This is a genomic window from Bacteroidota bacterium (assembly GCA_018816945.1).
In the GTDB taxonomy this organism is placed as follows: domain Bacteria; phylum Bacteroidota; class Bacteroidia; order Bacteroidales.
In genome coordinates, this window is the sequence record JAHIVC010000011.1 from 36,382 (window position 1) to 54,673 (window position 18,292).

Here is an 18,292-nt window from a genome sequence, read left to right on the forward strand (position 1 = left end):
CTATCAATTTTCATAGCATGATCAATAAAGATGAAATAACTATTGCTTGGATTAACAAAATCTCTAAGGGAAACCGTCAAGCGGATAAAATTCTTATCGAAAAACTAATTCACGCATTGCTTTTATTGGAAGGACTTGCGATATATAAACTCCCATTTGTATTTAAAGGGGGCACAGCATTAATGCTTCACCTCAATTCAACAAAAAGACTCTCCATCGACATTGATATTATAATCCCTGAAAAAGTAGATAAATTAGAAGAAATCCTAGATGATATTGCTGTGGAACAAGGATTCTCGCGAAAAGAGTTACAACACAGAGATACCATCTCAAAGATTAAAAAGAATCATTATAAATTTTTCTATGCTCCAATTCATAAGTCAAATAAAGAGGAGGAATATATTTTACTTGATATCTTATATGAAAACATTAACTATTCAAAGATTGAAAAAATCCCTGTACAATCATCTTTTGTGCCATTGAAAGGTGAAAATGTTTTTGTTGATATTCCCTGTTTGGAAGATTTGCTTGGTGATAAATTGACTGCCTTTGCTCCAAATACAACTGGTATTCCATACTTTAAAAAGGAAGATAGCATGAGTATGGAAATCATTAAACAACTCTACGATATTGGAATCTTAATGGAGGTGGTAAACGATGTGCAAATGATTAAATCGACCTTTTATCGTTTCGCGGCAGCTGAATTATCTTATCGAAATAATGAAGTTATCAATGAAGATGATGTATTAGAAGACATCTTCCAAACCTCCTTATGCATAGCAACTAGAGGAGCAGACGGCATGGGAGATTTTAAACATTTACAACAAGGTATCCAGAGAGTAAGCAGATTCATTTTTTCCGAGAGCTATCACTTGGAAAAAGCGATAATCCATGCTTCAAAAGCTGCATATATGGCCTCTTTAATAAAGCATGGTGCCAAAAAAATAGAAAAATTTAAAAATCCTGCGCAAATAAAGGATTGGATTATTGGAGAGCCACTAAATAACAAATTAAGCAAATTTAAAAAATCAAATCCCGAAGCTTTTTTTTATTGGTATAAAATTAACCAACTTATAACATAAATAAACTAGATGGGACGTTCAGCAGTAGACGACATGAACAATAAAACCAATAATGCTTTAAAACAATTGATGCAAAAAAATCACTTCGGCCATTATTTCAGATGTTTGTGAAAATATATTAATATCCACACCTCAGCCAGACCTGGGATGATGGCCTGCTGGTTGAAAAGATTACTTACATCAAAAACTAGGGCCAGCCATTCCAATTCAAACGCGAATTCTTCATCAATCCCGATGAAGAACAAAACACCCTATTCTAATCCATCCTTTTATTTGATCTTTTAAAGTTTATTGTACGATAAAGCGCTGGCCCGAAAAAACGGCGAGGTTTAGGTAGGCCATATGCGTTGGGAGAATCGTTTTTTCTGTCCTTTCTTTTGGGGAGCCTGTCCCGAATCATTTCGGGATTTCTTTGGACAAGCAAAGAAAATGAACAATATTTCACCAATTCACTAATTTACCAATTCCCCAACAGCCAAAAACTGTGTGCGCAGTGTGTGTTTTTTATATATATTATTAATAATCAATCAAATATAGCGAACACATTAAACGAACATAGTTCAAATCAGATCTTTCATTGTTCGCCTGCTGTGCGCTCCAAAACATGCATTACGAAAATATGTGTGCGCAATCCTGTACATTATAACCCGCTCTATATCTGCAACATATACCAAGCGCACACAAACACCCCCTTCCAAATTCATTATTTTCTATGTTTTTTAAGACAAGACAATCTTCCCCCTTCGGGGGAATTAAAGGGGGCACCATATTGAGATTGAAATGTATTGCAATCTACTCCCTTTCATAGACCTATACTGCCATTTGCAGTAAATTACCACCATTTGAAAATCCATTTTGCTAATGATTATTAATACATGCAAATTTACTCGATTCTGTAAAATTAATCAATCTTGGTTTATGGGACTGATGTGGCGAAGCCGTTTAAAAAACAATTACATTTGAGGATAAATAGTATCACATATATACACGCATAAATCACAAAAAAGCAATATAATCTTCTTTTTATGAGATGATTATAGAGGATTCCCTCCCTAAAAGGAAAATATTACGTAAGTAGTTGGATCGAAAGAAATAGTTAGTGGAACCTATCTTTAGCCTCTATGTGTTTGTTCATATCAGAAGTAAAAAGTTCTTTACAGTTTTAAATACCTCTTCAGTATATAGCTTTGTATGTTTTGGTAAATAGCAGCTTCAATCCCTGATAATCAGATAGAATTTATCAAGAAAGTAGTCAATAAGAATCTATTTTTGAGGCTATCAATAGTATTTTAAATGTCAATCCAAAGGTTGTAGTATTACACGGCCCATTAGGATATAAAGGAGAAGTGCTCGCCTTAAAGGGTAAAAATCATTTACTTGTGAGAATTGAGTATTTAGACGGCATGATTTTGGTTGAAATTAATGGTAAATGCTTGAATTCTTTTTAATATTTTAGTTCATATTTTAAGATAAGATTAGTTATATGTTTTAAAAAATAATCAAGAACCCAATTTTTGGTTTTTCAAATTAAAGGATAGATGTTGTTAGTGGCTTTTGACCACTACAGAAGTACGGAATATATAAAAGAACACTGATATTAATGGGAAATTCAGTTGATTATGCTAATACTCCGCGCTTGTTTATTACATTTTATTAGATATTTATTGAATGACAAGAAACAATTTTTATAATAAAAGCCTTTTATATAATAAAAGTCAGTTATTTTGGATGCTAAATTTAATTGGGTGGTTACTATTTCATTTGCTCTGCCTTTTATTATATTTTGATCCAAAATCTGGTTTAATTGAGTATGGGCTTTACATAACATACGCAATATCAGGATTCATAACTACATTATTCTTACGATATGTCTACAAAAAATTATTGTTTAAAAATGACAAAAAATCTGTTGTTCGATTATTATTGGTCATTTTCTCAACATCAATCCTTTCGTTAATCTTGTATAAAGGGTTGGAAATTCTTACTTCCATTGCTTTTACTCCAATAAATTATTGGATCCTGAATATTATTAAACCAACCGTTTTCTCATTCATTAGGGACAACCTATTAGGTTTTCTTACCTTGATTATTTGGAGCATTCTCTATTATATGATAAATATGTGGATTGAGTTTATAGTGAATGAAGAAAGAATAGTTAAAGCAGAAATTCATTCGAAGAAGTCTCAATTACAAATGTTACGCTATCAGCTTAACCCACATTTTCTATTCAATTCTTTGAATTCAATTAAAGCATTAACTATTGAAAATCCGCAGAAAGCAGGGTTTATGATTACTGAATTATCTGAATTTTTAAGGGCTACATTAAACTATAATGATAGGATATTTATAACAATCAGAGAGGAAATTGATATTATTGAAAAGTATTTATCTATTGAGAAGATTAGATTTGAGGAAAGGCTTGAACATAGAATCACCTTTAGCGAAGGCCTCTTAGATAAGGAGATACCATGTTTTATTACACAACCATTAGTGGAAAATGCAATAATACATGGACTTACATCAAATCCAGGGGGAATAAACTTATGGATAAATTTTTCGATTAATGATGAATTTCTTATCATTGAAGTAGAAAACAGTGGTGTGTTGAATAAGAATAAAATTACTTCCGGAACAGGGATAAAAAATATTATTGAACGACTTGAAAATTCTTATCCTGGTCAATTTAAACTGGATATTACGCAAATAAACAATTTTGTAAATGTTCAACTCATAATACCATCAAAACAATGAAATATACTGCAATTGTCATCGACGATGAAAGGTTGGCCAGATTGACTTTATTAAAAGACTTAGAGTCATTCCCCGAAATAGTGATATTGGGTGAGGCATCAAGTATTTATAATGCCAAGCTTTTAATTGAAAAATTGAATCCTGATCTTTTATTTCTGGACATACAGCTTGTAGATGGAACCGGATTTGACCTGATTAACAACATCGAATTCTCGGGAAAAATCATTTTTATTACTGCTTTTGATGAATATGCCATCAGGGCCTTTGAAATAAATGCCGTCGACTATTTATTGAAGCCTATATCTATAAAGCGATTAAAAAATGCCATTGATAAGCTATCAGTAACAGATAAACAAAATACTGTCTCTACTTCTTTTAAGCTAAATTATAAAGACCGACTAATGGTGATGCATAAAAAGTCAATTAATTTCATTAAAATTGATACCATCGATTCAATTTATGCTTCCCGTGAATACAGTTATATACATACCATTAATGGGAAGGAATATCTTACATCAAAATCTCTTGGTGAATGGGATGCTCGATTACCTGATGAACATTTTTGCCGTATTCACCGTTCAGCTATAATAAATTTCGATTTCATTATTAAAATTGAACACCACATGACAGGTACTGCAAGTGTTTTCATACAGGGATTAACTGAACCATTGAATATTTCCCGTAACTATTTCCGGAAATTGAAAGACAGATATTGTTTATAAGGCCATTGGCTAAAATGATAATTAACGCTATGGTTGTTTAAAGTTTTTATTTGTATCGATTTTCTAACATTCGATAGTTTAGAGCTGGATACAGAAATTCTTTAAATGATTGGGCTAATCCTCATGATAGAACAATCATCGAAGATTTCAAACTTAAATAAATAAAATCATCATGAAAGCAATAATAAAAAAAATCGTATTTGGGATTATTGGAGCAATAATTCTTTTTGTTGTAGTTGTAATTGTCAACCTTATAGTATTAGAGAAAAATGCATCCATTGTATCCAAGGGGAAGCCAATTGTAAATTATAATGAATACAATCGTGCACTTTTGGTTATTGATATCCAAGAAGCTACAACGGGAGAAATTTCAACTGACTTTTACTATAAATTAAATTCTGACGATTTGATAGAAAGCATTAATCAATTAGCAGAATATTTTAATGCTCAAAATAACCTTGTTGTTTACATCAGGAGTTAAATAACAAACCCTTTTATAAATTTACTAAATGATTCGTTTGCAAAAGGTAGCTTAGGGGCAAGGTTTGATAAACGGCTCAAAATCGTTTCAGGTGTAGAGATTGTAAAGAACAGAAATGATGCGTTTAGAAATACAAATCTCGATGATGTTCTAACCAGTAATAAAATAAGTGATTTGTACATAGTGGGGCTCGATGCAGCTCAATGCATTAAAGCAACAGTTGAAGCCGCACAATACAGAAATTACAAGGTTGATCTTATCGAAGAAGCTATTTTATCGAAATCAAAGGAAATGAAAGATAGCATGATGGTAAATTTTAATGCAAGAGGCGTTTACGTTATACATAGAGATAGTTTAGATATATTAGATATAATTGAATAATATATAAAACAAGAATATACCAGCCCAGGATACTATTTTATCCTTACTTAATTGTTATTAATCAGTAGCTTGTTTTAAAACAGATGAGATATTTCTCGGGATTAATTACAACAGGTCTCTGTATCGTAAATCGAAGGGTAAAAACTTAATATTTAACAAACTTAACTTTGATTAAATCCTGCCCTGGAAATGGTGTACATCATATTAAGACATAAAAATTGTTTAATCTAAATAATGAGTTTATAACATGAAAGTAAATAGAATCTTTAATTATTTCATTGTTTTATTTACACTTTGCTTAAACCTTTTATGTTTAGGACAAAGCAATATAGAAAAGCACCGTATCAGATCAATTGCAGTCAATTCAGATTATTTGATTGAGATTGTTTTACCAAAAGAGTATTCAAAAGAAGAGAAATATCCAATAGTTTATTGTACAGATTGGTTTCATACATCAGGATTTCTCAAGTCCATTTATAGCTGGCTTGAATATGGCAGATCTGTGAAGAATGTTATTCTTGTCGGTATTTCAGTTGAAAAGAATGCGCAAGAATGGTCAGTCAACAGGTACAGGGATTTTACACCCACTCACCCTCATGATAATTATTCCATCGGTTATACCTATGCCCCGGCATTAGAATTAACAGGAGGAGCCAACAATTTTGTAAAATTCATTAAACATGAGTTGATCCCCTTTGCTGAGTCAAAATTCTCTTCAGATACATCGAAGAGAGGATTTATAGGCTATTCGCTAGGAGGCTTACTTTGTGCTTATATTCTTTATCACGACCCAGGTATTTTTCATTATTACTTAATTGGAAGCCCTTCCTTATGGTGGGATAATTTTTCATTAATCAATGAATTAAAAGATTCAAAGACAGAACCTATAAGGCAAGGTAAAATTTATCTGTCAATTGGTGAATACGAAGATGGTGAGATGTTGCAAGGATTTGGACAGTTAAGAGATTATATTGAAAAAACAGTACAGATTCACTAAAACTTAAAACAGAAATCATAGCTGATGAGAGGCATGCAAGTGCCTTACCCATATCCTTGTATAATGGTTTTAGATTTCTATATTTGAAATAATCTGAGTAAATCATTGTGAAGTAGTGACCGAATTACAAGTTTACAAATTCCCCGTTTAATAAATTCTCCAAATCAATCATCAATCAAATAATATTTTTAATTCACTTGTATTAAAGATCAACCATTCATCGATAATAACGACCATTCGTATAATATATTATATTGATTAGTAACATCTTCAAGAAATATTCCGTCTTATGCAAGTAATCAAAACACGTAGAGTATGAAAACAAAATTTACTTTAATTTTTGGGGCAATTCTCCTTTTTTGTTTTAACGTATTAGCGCAATCTTATATCGATTGGCAAAAGGATATTGATATTCTTATAGAAAAAATAGATAAATATCACCCTAGACCCTGGACTCAGATTTTCCGTAATGATTTTCTAAAACAAGCTAATATTATAAAATCAAACCAGAAAAGATGGGATAATGATAGAATTACCTTAGAGTTGATGAAACTGGTCGCGCTCCTTAAGGATGGTCATTCGCAAATTTGGCTAAACAATCAGGATAATTTTAATCTTTGGTACCCGGTAAGGATTGAGAATTTTAGTGATGGAATGTATGTAACGGGAGTATCAGAAAAATATAAAGATTTGCTCTATTGCAAGGTAATTGATTTTGACGGAAAAAATTGTGAAGAGGTATATAGAGCAGTTGGCTCCATCCTGGCTGTCGATCATGAAGTTGGTATTTCGCAACATATTACAAATTACCTATCGAATGCAACTGTTCTAAACCTTTTAGGGATAGTAAAAACCAGACACAAGATGAGTTTAAATGTGAAATTTCCTGATGGACGGATAGATAAATTAGTTATTGAGGCTTCTGAATGGACCGGACTATTTAATTGGGCTTGGGTACCAAGTCAAGTGCCCACCAACGATAAAACAGTTACAATGTATACTAATCACCTTGATTCTTTACCTCTATTTCTTCAAGGTATTGTTGACCGTGAGAGAGACTACTGGTATAGACTTTCCGATGATAACAAATACCTCTATTTTCAGTTTGGCAATTGTACAGCAGAATCAGGTGATGAGAGTTTTTCGGATTTTACAAAAAGAATGTTTGATGAATATGATAAAAACTCGAAGTCGATAGAAAAATTCATTGTAGATGTCAGGTATAATGAAGGTGGAGATGGGTCCATAGTAAATGAATTAGTAAAAGAATTTATCAAACGTAAAAATAATCTTAGTAGAGGAAAGTTATTCATAATTACTGGGAAATACACCTTTAGTACCGCAACAAATTTCATTGGACAAATGCTCGAATATACCCAGGCTATTACAGTTGGGGATATTGCAAGTGGAGGGCTCAACTGGTGTTCTGATACATATAAATTTGTTCTTCCAAATAGTCAATTAATAGTCGATATCTCTACTATGTACTGGCAAAAAGGGTTTGCTAATGATACAAGGGGGTACTATCCTCCTGATTATTATATTCCAGTTAAGTCAACATATTATTTTGCTTTTAAGGATATTACTTTGGAAGCTATCCTGGGTAATAGGGTTGCACCCTTAAAAGAAATCTTACTTAACGAAGGATCAGAAAGATTTTTAAATGAGTTAAAATCAAGAAAAAACAGTTTCCGTTTAAATAAATATTGGTTTCCTTACACTTCCTTTGATTTGACTTTGTTTGCATTTCAGAAACTTCTTTCTACTGGCAAGGTGGACGAAGCATTAACTATTTCCAAATTAAATATGGAATTATATCCAGAGGAAATAACACCATACTACATTTCTGCAATGGTTTACGATGAGCTTGGCAAGTATAAAGAAGCACTGGATTGTTTCGATAAACTAGTTAATATAGAAGCCAATCATGCTGAGGCTAATTGGGATAGAGAAAGAATTTATGCATTAGTACATCCTATCGTTCTGCAATCTGAATTAGTTGAAAAATATAAAGGAAATTTTGAAGGCGATAGAAAAATAATCGATGAAGAAGGTAATCTGTACTATCAATTAGGATCTGGGCAAAAACGCAAGTTAATTCCTTTATCATCAACAAGTTTTTTAATTGATGGAATTAATCAACATATAGAAATAAAAATGAATTGTGAAAAGCCGGAAGCTATTGTATTGACTAGATATAGTGGGCAAAGATCCAAGTTCAAAACTATTAATTAAGCCTGAACCAACTGTGCCGAGATAAAATCCAATACCGAAAATAAATAGCTTCTAGATTGATGATTTATTAAAAATATTTATGATAAACAGAACAATATTTTTGAACTTGATACTCATCGTAATGTCATTCCAATTTAGTTTAGCTCAAAAGGCTGAAACTGAAATGATAAGAAATGAAATACCTGAAAAATATAAGTGGAATCTTAATGATATTTATAAGGACTGGCGCGCCTGGGATATGGCAAAGAAAGAATTCACAAGTCTCTACAATATGTTGGATGCTGCAAAAGGAACTTTTAAAAATCCTGAGCAGTTATTACGAGTGCTCGACTTACAGGATAGTATGGTAGCTCTCTACTATCGACTTGAAGCATATCCAGGACTATTGCTGTATATTGACTATGACAACAAAGAAGCTCCAGAGAAATCGCAGGAACTATCACTATTAGTACAGGAATCAAAGAAAGCTATAGAATGGATTGATCCTGAATTGAAAAGGATACCACTATTAACACTACAAGAATGGGAGAAAAGTTACCCAAAGATTGCTGTGCATAGAATTACTGAAAAAATGTCTGGCGATGAGCAGACGAATATGGATGAAAAGGAAACAAATTGTAAATTAAAGTTGAAGACTTTGAAGAACATTCCATATTCTATCTATTTTAACCTTTCAAATAGGGATTTTAAGCCTGCCAATATAAAACTTTCAGGAGGAGATGACATTGTTTTAACAGATCAAAATTATTTTCAGATTCTTTCAATGGATACCAATCGGATCGATCGTCGTAAAGCATTTGAAGCTTACCACCAGGTTAATAAAAACAATATAAACACCTATGCCGCAATATATAATTCAGTGCTTAAAACTGATTGGGCTTTTGCCCAGGCTGACAATCAAAGTTCTTGTCTGGATGCAGCAGCAAAAGAATATAATATTACAACAAGGACTTATGAGAATTTGATAACCAATGCCAGAAAAGGAGTTTCTGCCTTGCTGAAATATCATAACCTTAGGGCAGGATACATGGGAATTGATCAATATGAACCCTTTGATATGTCTTTAAAACTCTTTAGGATTGATCACAAATTTACTTATGATGAGGCTAAAAGAATACTAATTAATGCGGTGAAACCTTTAGGTGAGGTATACATGCAAAAAATGCAGATGGTTCTTTCCGATGGGTGGGTTGATGTTTATCCTTCGGCAAAAAAAAGCAAATTGGCGGAACAATGGGCATTCTTTGGTACACATCCCTATATTCTCATTAACTTTGATGGAAGCGTAAGTAGTATGATTGATATGGCCCATGAAGCCGGGCATGCTGTTCATCACATGCTTAGTCAAGAGAATCAGCCTTTTACTTGTTGGGAACCCGATGTCCAAACAACAGAAATGGCGGCAATACTAACAGAAAATTTGCTTATCTATTACCTCTACGAATACTTATCGAACCCTGAAGATAAGTTAGCAATTTTGGAGGATAATATCAGAACCGCCATTCGGGATTTTTACTTTCAATCACAATTAGCCGATTTTGAATATCAAGCCCATCGAATAGTAGAAAATGGAGGATTAATAACTCCGGATACACTTAACTTTATAATGAAGGGAATTTACAAATCCTACTATGACGATATTTACAATGATAATTGGAGTGAAGTTACCTGGGCCAGGGTCCGCCATTTCTACCAGGTACCATTCTATATTCATCAATATGCCCTTGGTTATGCCGGAACCACTTCGATGCTTGAAAGGATAATTCAGGATTCGAGCAATGGTAAAAGCGACCCACAGGATCAATACCTGAATATCCTAAAATCAGGCAATAAGGAAACTCCTTCCGAATTACTTATGAAGGCAGGGATCGATCTGGAAAAACCGGAAACAATTTTACTTGCAATTCAATACTTCAGTAGATTGGTTTCTCTATTTGAAAAAGAAATTGCTAAGATCAAATAATTTCAAAACATACCATTAATAAACAGATGCCCCACTTAATTATTAATAATTTAAACACAAAGAATATGAAAAAAATTGGAAGATATTTAGTAATACTATATGCAATTATTCATTTTTATCAAATGAATGTTTTTGGTCAACAAACCGATTTAACTCATCGGGATATTTTCCCTAAAGGAATTAGTTTTGACTATGGAATTGGCAACTATTCGGTACAGGATGATTTCTTCTCAGGGGAAAAATACTCCGGATCACTTCCTTATATTAAATTAGGATGGTCGCGGTTTCACGACAAGAGAGCTTTTCAACTCTACCTAGAGTATCGAAGTTCGGATGAAATAAAAAGCGGTACATTTTCTGCAAGCGTAACGCAGTTTTCATTGGAATCAAACTACCTTTACCCCATTGGATCTTTCCAGCTCTTCTCCAAGAAAGTGTATGCATATCTTGGGCCTTATTCTGAATTCTATTTTTATTATAATAAGCAAAATTTTGCCAATGATGGCTTATTCTTCGATTTTACCTTTGCATCACTGATCTCTATTGGAGTACAACCTATGCTCATCATGCCTATTGATAAAAGATTGCAGGTTGAAAGTTCATTGCAAATTAATATCTTGTCAGTAAGTATGCGTATGATCGAGGTGGAAGATCTTAATGATGGGAGTGAGGAGGAGTCACCTTTAAAACTTGTAACACCTTTTGGAGGACTTAATACCCAATGGAATTTAGGAATACGATATTACCCATTCAAGTTTTTATCTCTTAAGCTTAGGTACGAGGCTGAAATTACCCGGACAACACACCAGAGGTATATGATCTCAGCCAGCGATAATCTGGTTTTTGGTATAAGTTTTCATTTAAATAAGTAAAGCCATGCGAAGAATTATTGCTTTTTTCACTATTATTATTTTACTGAATGTTGCATGCAGCAAAATAATTGTTCAACCACCTCAATCTAATCAAAATCTGGAAGATTTTGAGATGACATGGAACACTATCAATGATGTTTACCCAATGTTGGATAACAAGAACATTGACTGGGATAGCATCTATACAATTTATCGATCACGAACTGAGAAAGCAGTGGGTGACGAGTTTAGTCAGGTGCTGATTGATCTCCTATGTGAGCTAAAGGATATGCATGTTTATTACGTTAACAAGGGCAGAGGATTGGTTTTTCCGTACATAAGTCCTCGGCATCAACGAGACTGGAAAGCCTTTTCACCGCTGGTAGTGCGCCGGTACTTCAATACTCCACTCAAGCTAGCTTGCAGTGAAAAGGTTGAGTTCGGGATCAGCGTGGATAATATTGGTTATATATACATTGCAACATTTAACGAGGAGGGACTATTAGCTGGATTTGATGATGTATTGAATCAGTTGATGGATACCAAGGGCTTAATTATTGATGTGCGTCATAACTCTGGTGGTTTGATGGAGAATATAAGATGGGTTGTAGGGCGATTTATCACTGAGTCAATGCCAGTTTTAAAGATACAAAATAAAGGTGGCACTGATATCCTGTATGATCCATTTGAACCTACGGTTGGAAAAGTACCATATACTAAACCTGTTGTAGTACTTATTAATGGAGTTGCCCGAAGTGGAGGAGATATAATTGCGGATGTATTAAGGCAGATCAATAATGTAACACTGGTAGGCGATACAACCGCTGGTGCGGGATGTTATGATATAGAGGAGCAGAATCAAATCAGAGGAAATCGCATCCTGCCGAGCGGACGGTATATCAATATACCGAACACTTGTGGCTTTCGATACGACGGCATCCCTATAGAGTGGAATGGTGTACCACCCGATGTTTATATTAAGCAAACCGAGAATGACATAAACGCTGGTAGAGATCTGCAATTGGAATATGCTATAAACAGGTTGAAATAATAAACATTTGAAGCGCTGTCTAAATGATAAAAGATTTGAGGCCGAAAGAATAAAAACAAAAGTGAAAGCAAAATGAAAAAACTAATTTTTATCATCCACTTACTGTTGACTACGGCAATATGCCTTTACGCTCAAGAAAGCTTTGTGGAAAAGGAAAATGAAACTAAAATTTCAAATACTTTAAGTAAAACATCTTTCGATCTGAAAAAACTCGATGCCTGTATGGATGATTTCTTTAAACAAAAAATGGAGAAATATCACATCCCTGGCGTTGTCTTTGTAATGGTAAAAGATGGTGAGATCATCTTTCAAAAAGGTTATGGCTATTCAGATGTAGAAAAACAGATAATAGTAAAGCCTGATGAGACTATTTTCAGGGTTGGTTCAGTGTCGAAGTTATTTACTGCAACAGCAGTTATGCAACTAAGCGAAAAAGGTAAAATTGATATAAACACAGATGTCAATAAGTATTTAACACTGTTTAAATTGGAAAACAATTATCCAGCACCGGTTACCATGGCCAATCTTTTATCTCATACGGCGGGTTTCAGGGGAAGATCAATTGGAAGTATGACCCGCAACGAATCCGATAGAATTCCGTTAGTGAAATTTCTTGCTACCAATATGCCACGCATAAAATTGCCACCAGGGACTGTCATCAGTTATTCCAATCATGGTTTTTATCTTGCTGGCTATCTAGTTGAAATAACATCAGGCGTTCCCTTCGCTCAGTATATGGAGGAGAATATTCTGCACCCGTTGGGAATGAATAACAGCAGTTTCCTACCGCTACCTCGACTGTTACCGAACATGGCTAAAGGTTATTCATACATTTCAGGAGATTATCAAGTTGTACCAAAAGATTATTCTCTTTCCGTCATCTCACCAGCAGGTTCATTGCTTTCAACTGCCGATGATATTGCACGGTTTATGATTACCCAACTGCAAGGGGGATACTATAATGATCAACGAATATTGAAAGAAAATACCTGCAAGGAAATGCAGCGGCAGCAGTTTACAAATGATCCGCGATTACCGGGTACATGCTTTGGCTTATACGAATATCAAGGGTATAATCAGCAAGCGGTTTTCCTTGACGGCGATGTAACGGGTTTTTCAAGTCGTTTGTTTCTTTTGCCCGATCAGAATACCGGATTCTTCGTTTGCAATAACAGTGGAAATTCAATTCTGCGAATGCAACTGACAGATACTCTAATGAGTCAATTTTTCTCCGTACCTGGAAAATCAATTTCAACAGCACCTATCGCTAAGCAGAAATCGAACGTTGCACAACTTGCCGGCAGCTATAGAAATTTGCGGATCGGACTGGATTATTTTGATAAATTCGAAGCAGCGTCCGCATTATTAACTTTATCCAATGAAGATATAAATAATTGGATTGAACTGGAGCCTTTCTTTTTTCAAATACCCAACAGCAAAACACGTTTAGTATTTCATAAAAACAGTAATGGAAAGGTTTCCAATTTATTTATTGATTCGCAACAAATGCCCATATCTTACGAAGTAGTACCATGGTATGACACTTCGGAATTTATTTGGATTCCTTTGGGATTCATATTTTTAGTTTTCCTATCAGCATGTGTAATCTGGCTTATTATTTATTATAAACACCGTAAACAAAAACCGCTGACTGAAAACAACAGATTGGCTCGGCAAGCATGTTTGCTGGCAATTTTCACAGCCGTCTTGAATCTCGCATTCCTCGTATCTTTTGTTCCAGCAGTATTTCTATTAAGTGATGATCTTGAATTTGGTATGCCTATAGTTATTAAAATTATTCTTGTTATCCCAATCGTTACAACTTTTCTCACTTTTGGTTTGTCTGTATATACTTTGCTGGCATGGAAACAGCGGTTCTGGAATCTGATAATGCGGTTGTATTTTTCATTCCTAACCTTAACCTGCATCGGTTTTATTTTTTGGCTGTATCACTGGAATTGGCTTGGCTTCAAATATTAATAATTTTTAATGCTAACTTTATTAATAGGCAGAAAAATCATGAAAGTGTTTTTAATTATTGTATTATTTTGTTTTTACAAGAATATTTGCATTGCACAAATTTACTCGGGACAAATAACAGATGCAAAAGGATTTCACCCAATATCATATGCAAATATTGGTATTATTGGGAAGAATATTGGTACTACTTCAGATGAAGATGGTCACTTTAAAATAGAATTAAGCAGTGAATTCGATAATGATACAATTTGTATTTCATGCATAGGATATAAAAGTAAAAAGTATTTAATTAAAAATTTTAAACAAGGTACCAATAATGTTAATGAAATTAGAATTGAACTTCTACCAAGAACATTCCTGCTCCCCGAGATAGTTATTGAATCAATCAAGACAACAATGCATTTGTTGGGAAACTTGTGTGATTCATCCTCAACATACGGCAATGCTTTTTATTCCAAACAGCTAGGAACAGAAATTGGTGTTCTAATAAAACTTCCCAAAAAAACTACAAAAGCTTATTTAAAGAACTTCAGATTCTATGTTGGGGAGTTTACGTTAGGTAGTTTCCCCGTAAGATTAAATATTTATAATCTGAAAAATGGTTTGCCATATGAAAACATTTTAAAAGAACCAATTCTTTTAGAGATCAAATCAACTGGTGAAAATATTATTGATTTAAATGAAAAGAATATTATTGTTGAGAATGATTTTTTTATTTCATTGGAGTATTATAGAATTGCTGATAAGGCGGATGGAAAATTAATTTTCTGTGCTGTTCATCCGAAAAGTATAAAACAAGGCAATGGGTTTTATCGTTTAACAAGCCATGGATACTGGATACCCGAATATAATGATAATATAGGTTTTTCAGTTCAAATCGAATGCGAATATTAATCCCGAATTGTATTTTACTTAACGTCCTCCTTATTGTCAGATTTTTGAATTAACCTCCACTCCTTAGATTAATTTAATTTGATTAAAAACAATAACATGAATGCCGTTAGAAAATTTGTTTTAGTACTAATATTTACAACGATTAGTTTTTACACTTTTTCACAATATGAAAAGGTTGAAAGCAATGGGTTAGATATTTACTATCGAATAATTGGAACAGGTGAACCAATATTAATTCTTGGTGGTGGCCCTGGTGATAATTCAAACCGATATGTTAGCCTTTGCGAAATACTCTCTATTGAATTTCAATGCATTTTGGTTGATCAGCGGGGAACAGGGAAATCAACACCTACAGTGCAAGATTCAACCACAATATCAATTGAGCTGACTTTTTCGGATTTTGAAGCAATTAGAAAAAATTTAAATTTAGAGAGTTGGAATGTACTCGGATTTTCCTATGGTGGGTATCTTGCATCTTTATATGCGCATTTTTACCCCTCATCCGTATCCAAACTTATATTGCTTGGGTCAATTGGGTTAAATGCTAATGTATTCAGTTATTTCAACGATAACATCAATGCAAAGCTTTGCCCAACAGATATTGAGCAATTTGAATACTGGAGTGATTCTACAAGAAATGCAAAAGATCCGCACCATGCACTGGTAGAAAGAATTCGTGCACGAATGCCCGGTTATTTTTATGATAAAGAAAAATCAAAAATCATTAGTAAAGCAATGCAAGATGCCGATTTTAACTTTTCGATTGGGCAATTGATTTGGAGCGATGTAATTAAAAGAAAGTTAAACCTATCCAAAATTGAAACTCTTTATAACAATCCTGTATTAATACTGCACGGACGACAAGATCCTGTCGGAGAATTTATCCCTTGTGAGTTGTCACGATATTATAAAAGTACTAAGCTTATATTTATTGAGAAATGCGGGCATTATTCATGGATTGAACAACCTGATAAAGTGTTTTCTTTGATTGAGTCTTTTATAAAATAACTGGCGACAATAACAGATATAAGCTCTACTGATTTTTTGAATAAATCTATCCTTTATCATCAAATAAAACATTTAATTCATTATTAATCTAATATTTAAACTGTAAAACATGAAAACAAAAACTATTTTATTCCAAGCTGCCATTATCTTAATAAATATAATGGTTATCCAGAGTTGTTGTAGTAATAACAAGACGAACAAAACAGAAATTGCACAGGAAATAATCAATATGGAAAAAACGGCACTCGATCGTTGGGGCAAGGGTGATCCCTATGGGTATCTTGATATTTTTTCAACCGAAGTAACCTATTTTAATCCATTTGAGGAGCACCGGATTGACAGTTTAATCGCAATGATGAAATACTATGGTGATCAGGCAGGTCAGATTTTTATTGATGAATACAAAATGATTGATCCAATTGTTCAGATTCATGGGAATACTGCCATACTAACTTACCATCTTTTTAACTATAAAAAGCAACCAAATGGTACAATGAAAGAAACTACCCGGTGGAACAGCACCAAAGTATATCTTTTAGAAAAAGATAAGTGGAAAATTATTCATAACCATTGGTCGTTTTTACAACCAGATATAAAAGCATCGGCATCTTTGCAGGACTAATATTGAACGATTAATATCTTGTATTAACAGTATTATTTGTTTCCACAAAAATCATCGAAAAGCTAAGGCTGAAGGAATAGCCAACCAACCCAAAGTTAGGTCTCTGCAAAAATCATCATAGAGTTGAGGCCCAAGTAATAACTACCGAAACAAAATTATTAAAAAAATAAAAGGAGAAATAAAAATGAAAAAGTACTATTTAGCTTATGTTATTTGCTTAGCGTTATTGGGTGGGACTCTCTCTGCACAAATCAATAGCGAAAAGCTGGAATCAGTGTTATCTAAAGCTGAAGAATTATTTAAAAAGAGAAATTTAGTGAATGCCTTAAGCTAATTAATCTTCGAATAGTTCAAAAACCAGATGAAAAGAAAACATTTTCAAAGCTTAGGTATGAAACCTTACTTAAGCTAGGCGATTATAATGAGGCAAAAAACCAATTATTTGAGGAAATGAATAATGGTGAAGTACCATCAATAAAAAAAGCATTGCAACTTGGCGGCTTATATATAAATCTTGAAAATTACGATAGCACTTTCATTTGGTTGAATAAAGCAGTCGACTCTGGATTTACTTATTATCCGCCTCTGGAAGGACTTGATGATTTTAAAGCTATTAGAAAAGATATTCGTTATGACAATCTAATTAAGAAAATGAAAGATAAACTTGGATTAGGTAAACCTATATAAGATTTTGCCGAATAAGATATTTCCGGCAAATTAATTTCACCTAGTTTATTCAACAATGCAGTATTAATAATTGATTTTTGGGCTACTTGGTGCAACCCTTGTCTGGAAGAAATGGAAAACCTAAAAAGTATCTATAATGATTTTTGTAAAAAAGGATTTTCTATTATATCTATTTGTTTAGATTCCGATAAAAAAGCATTGGAACGCCATATAAAAGATTTTAATCCACCTTGGCCGATTATTTTCAGTGGAAAAGGTTTCGAAGATAGTATTGCGCAACTTTATGATGTGAAAGATCTGCCTTCTTTATGGGTAGTAGATCGGAAAGGACACCTACGTCATTTATTTCTAAGAGGAGCAGAACTAAGAAAGGCAGTACAAGATTTAGTTAATAAATACGATTTAAATGGATAATGTATCAAGCCTGAGACATCTCTTATCAATAGAAAAAAATAAATCATTGGGAATAGCCAACCAATCAAAAATTGGGACTCCCTAAACGTCATCGACGTTTTAAAACTAAAAATTAATCAACCAACCCAAAGTTGTATCCGCATATGCATTTAGGTTCTCTCAATAATTTTATT

General features: G+C 33.4%; 17 protein-coding genes. All 17 read left to right on the forward strand.

Annotation, left to right across the window (positions count from 1 at the left end):
- Window positions 1-17: 17 nt before the first annotated feature.
- The 17 genes from KKG99_02135 to KKG99_02215 all read left to right on the forward strand — a co-directional run bounded on the left by KKG99_02135 (window position 18) and on the right by KKG99_02215 (window position 18,119).
- Window positions 18-1,082 (forward strand): nucleotidyl transferase AbiEii/AbiGii toxin family protein, encoded by a 1,065-nt coding sequence (locus tag KKG99_02135; GenBank protein ID MBU1011779.1) that lies wholly within the window; start codon window positions 18-20, stop codon window positions 1,080-1,082.
- A gap of 1,728 nt (window positions 1,083-2,810) precedes the next feature.
- Complete coding sequence (locus KKG99_02140) at window positions 2,811-3,833, forward strand: histidine kinase (GenBank protein ID MBU1011780.1); 1,023 nt, start codon at window positions 2,811-2,813, stop codon at window positions 3,831-3,833.
- Window positions 3,830-4,555 (forward strand): LytTR family DNA-binding domain-containing protein, encoded by a 726-nt coding sequence (locus KKG99_02145; GenBank protein MBU1011781.1) that lies wholly within the window; start codon window positions 3,830-3,832, stop codon window positions 4,553-4,555. The genes KKG99_02140 and KKG99_02145 overlap by 4 nt, the downstream gene beginning before the upstream one ends.
- Window positions 4,556-4,727: 172 nt before the next feature.
- Window positions 4,728-5,036, forward strand: coding sequence for a hypothetical protein (locus KKG99_02150; GenBank protein ID MBU1011782.1), 309 nt, complete (start codon window positions 4,728-4,730; stop codon window positions 5,034-5,036).
- Window positions 5,037-5,417 (forward strand): isochorismatase family protein, encoded by a 381-nt coding sequence (locus tag KKG99_02155; GenBank protein ID MBU1011783.1) that lies wholly within the window; start codon window positions 5,037-5,039, stop codon window positions 5,415-5,417.
- A 247-nt stretch (window positions 5,418-5,664) separates the two neighbouring features.
- Window positions 5,665-6,414, forward strand: a complete 750-nt coding sequence (locus KKG99_02160) for a hypothetical protein (protein ID MBU1011784.1) — start codon at window positions 5,665-5,667, stop codon at window positions 6,412-6,414.
- A 315-nt stretch (window positions 6,415-6,729) separates the two neighbouring features.
- Entirely contained in the window at window positions 6,730-8,649 is a 1,920-nt protein-coding gene (locus tag KKG99_02165; GenBank protein MBU1011785.1) for a hypothetical protein, read from the forward strand.
- Between the two features lie 79 nt (window positions 8,650-8,728).
- Window positions 8,729-10,612, forward strand: coding sequence for a hypothetical protein (locus tag KKG99_02170; GenBank protein ID MBU1011786.1), 1,884 nt, complete (start codon window positions 8,729-8,731; stop codon window positions 10,610-10,612).
- 65 nt (window positions 10,613-10,677) lie between these two features.
- Window positions 10,678-11,484: a hypothetical protein gene (locus tag KKG99_02175; GenBank protein MBU1011787.1), complete on the forward strand. Its 807-nt coding sequence runs from the start codon at window positions 10,678-10,680 to the stop codon at window positions 11,482-11,484.
- 4 nt (window positions 11,485-11,488) lie between these two features.
- Window positions 11,489-12,514, forward strand: coding sequence for a hypothetical protein (locus tag KKG99_02180; GenBank protein MBU1011788.1), 1,026 nt, complete (start codon window positions 11,489-11,491; stop codon window positions 12,512-12,514).
- Between the two features lie 144 nt (window positions 12,515-12,658).
- Window positions 12,659-14,494 carry a beta-lactamase family protein gene (locus KKG99_02185; protein ID MBU1011789.1) on the forward strand — a complete coding sequence of 612 codons (1,836 nt, stop codon included), beginning with the start codon at window positions 12,659-12,661 and terminating at the stop codon, window positions 14,492-14,494.
- 9 nt (window positions 14,495-14,503) lie between these two features.
- On the forward strand, window positions 14,504-15,388 hold the full coding sequence (locus KKG99_02190) for a carboxypeptidase-like regulatory domain-containing protein (protein MBU1011790.1): 885 nt from the start codon (window positions 14,504-14,506) through the stop codon (window positions 15,386-15,388).
- Window positions 15,389-15,484: 96 nt separating this feature from the next.
- The gene (locus KKG99_02195; GenBank protein ID MBU1011791.1) at window positions 15,485-16,396 is read left to right on the forward strand and encodes an alpha/beta hydrolase; all 912 of its coding nucleotides are present in this window, start codon (window positions 15,485-15,487) and stop codon (window positions 16,394-16,396) included.
- Between the two features lie 109 nt (window positions 16,397-16,505).
- Window positions 16,506-17,018 (forward strand): DUF4440 domain-containing protein, encoded by a 513-nt coding sequence (locus KKG99_02200; protein MBU1011792.1) that lies wholly within the window; start codon window positions 16,506-16,508, stop codon window positions 17,016-17,018.
- A gap of 184 nt (window positions 17,019-17,202) precedes the next feature.
- On the forward strand, window positions 17,203-17,352 hold the full coding sequence (locus KKG99_02205) for a hypothetical protein (protein ID MBU1011793.1): 150 nt from the start codon (window positions 17,203-17,205) through the stop codon (window positions 17,350-17,352).
- 116 nt (window positions 17,353-17,468) lie between these two features.
- Complete coding sequence (locus KKG99_02210; GenBank protein MBU1011794.1) at window positions 17,469-17,705, forward strand: hypothetical protein; 237 nt, start codon at window positions 17,469-17,471, stop codon at window positions 17,703-17,705.
- Window positions 17,706-17,723: 18 nt separating this feature from the next.
- Entirely contained in the window at window positions 17,724-18,119 is a 396-nt protein-coding gene (locus tag KKG99_02215; GenBank protein MBU1011795.1) for a TlpA family protein disulfide reductase, read from the forward strand.
- The last annotated feature ends 173 nt before the right edge of the window (window positions 18,120-18,292 follow it).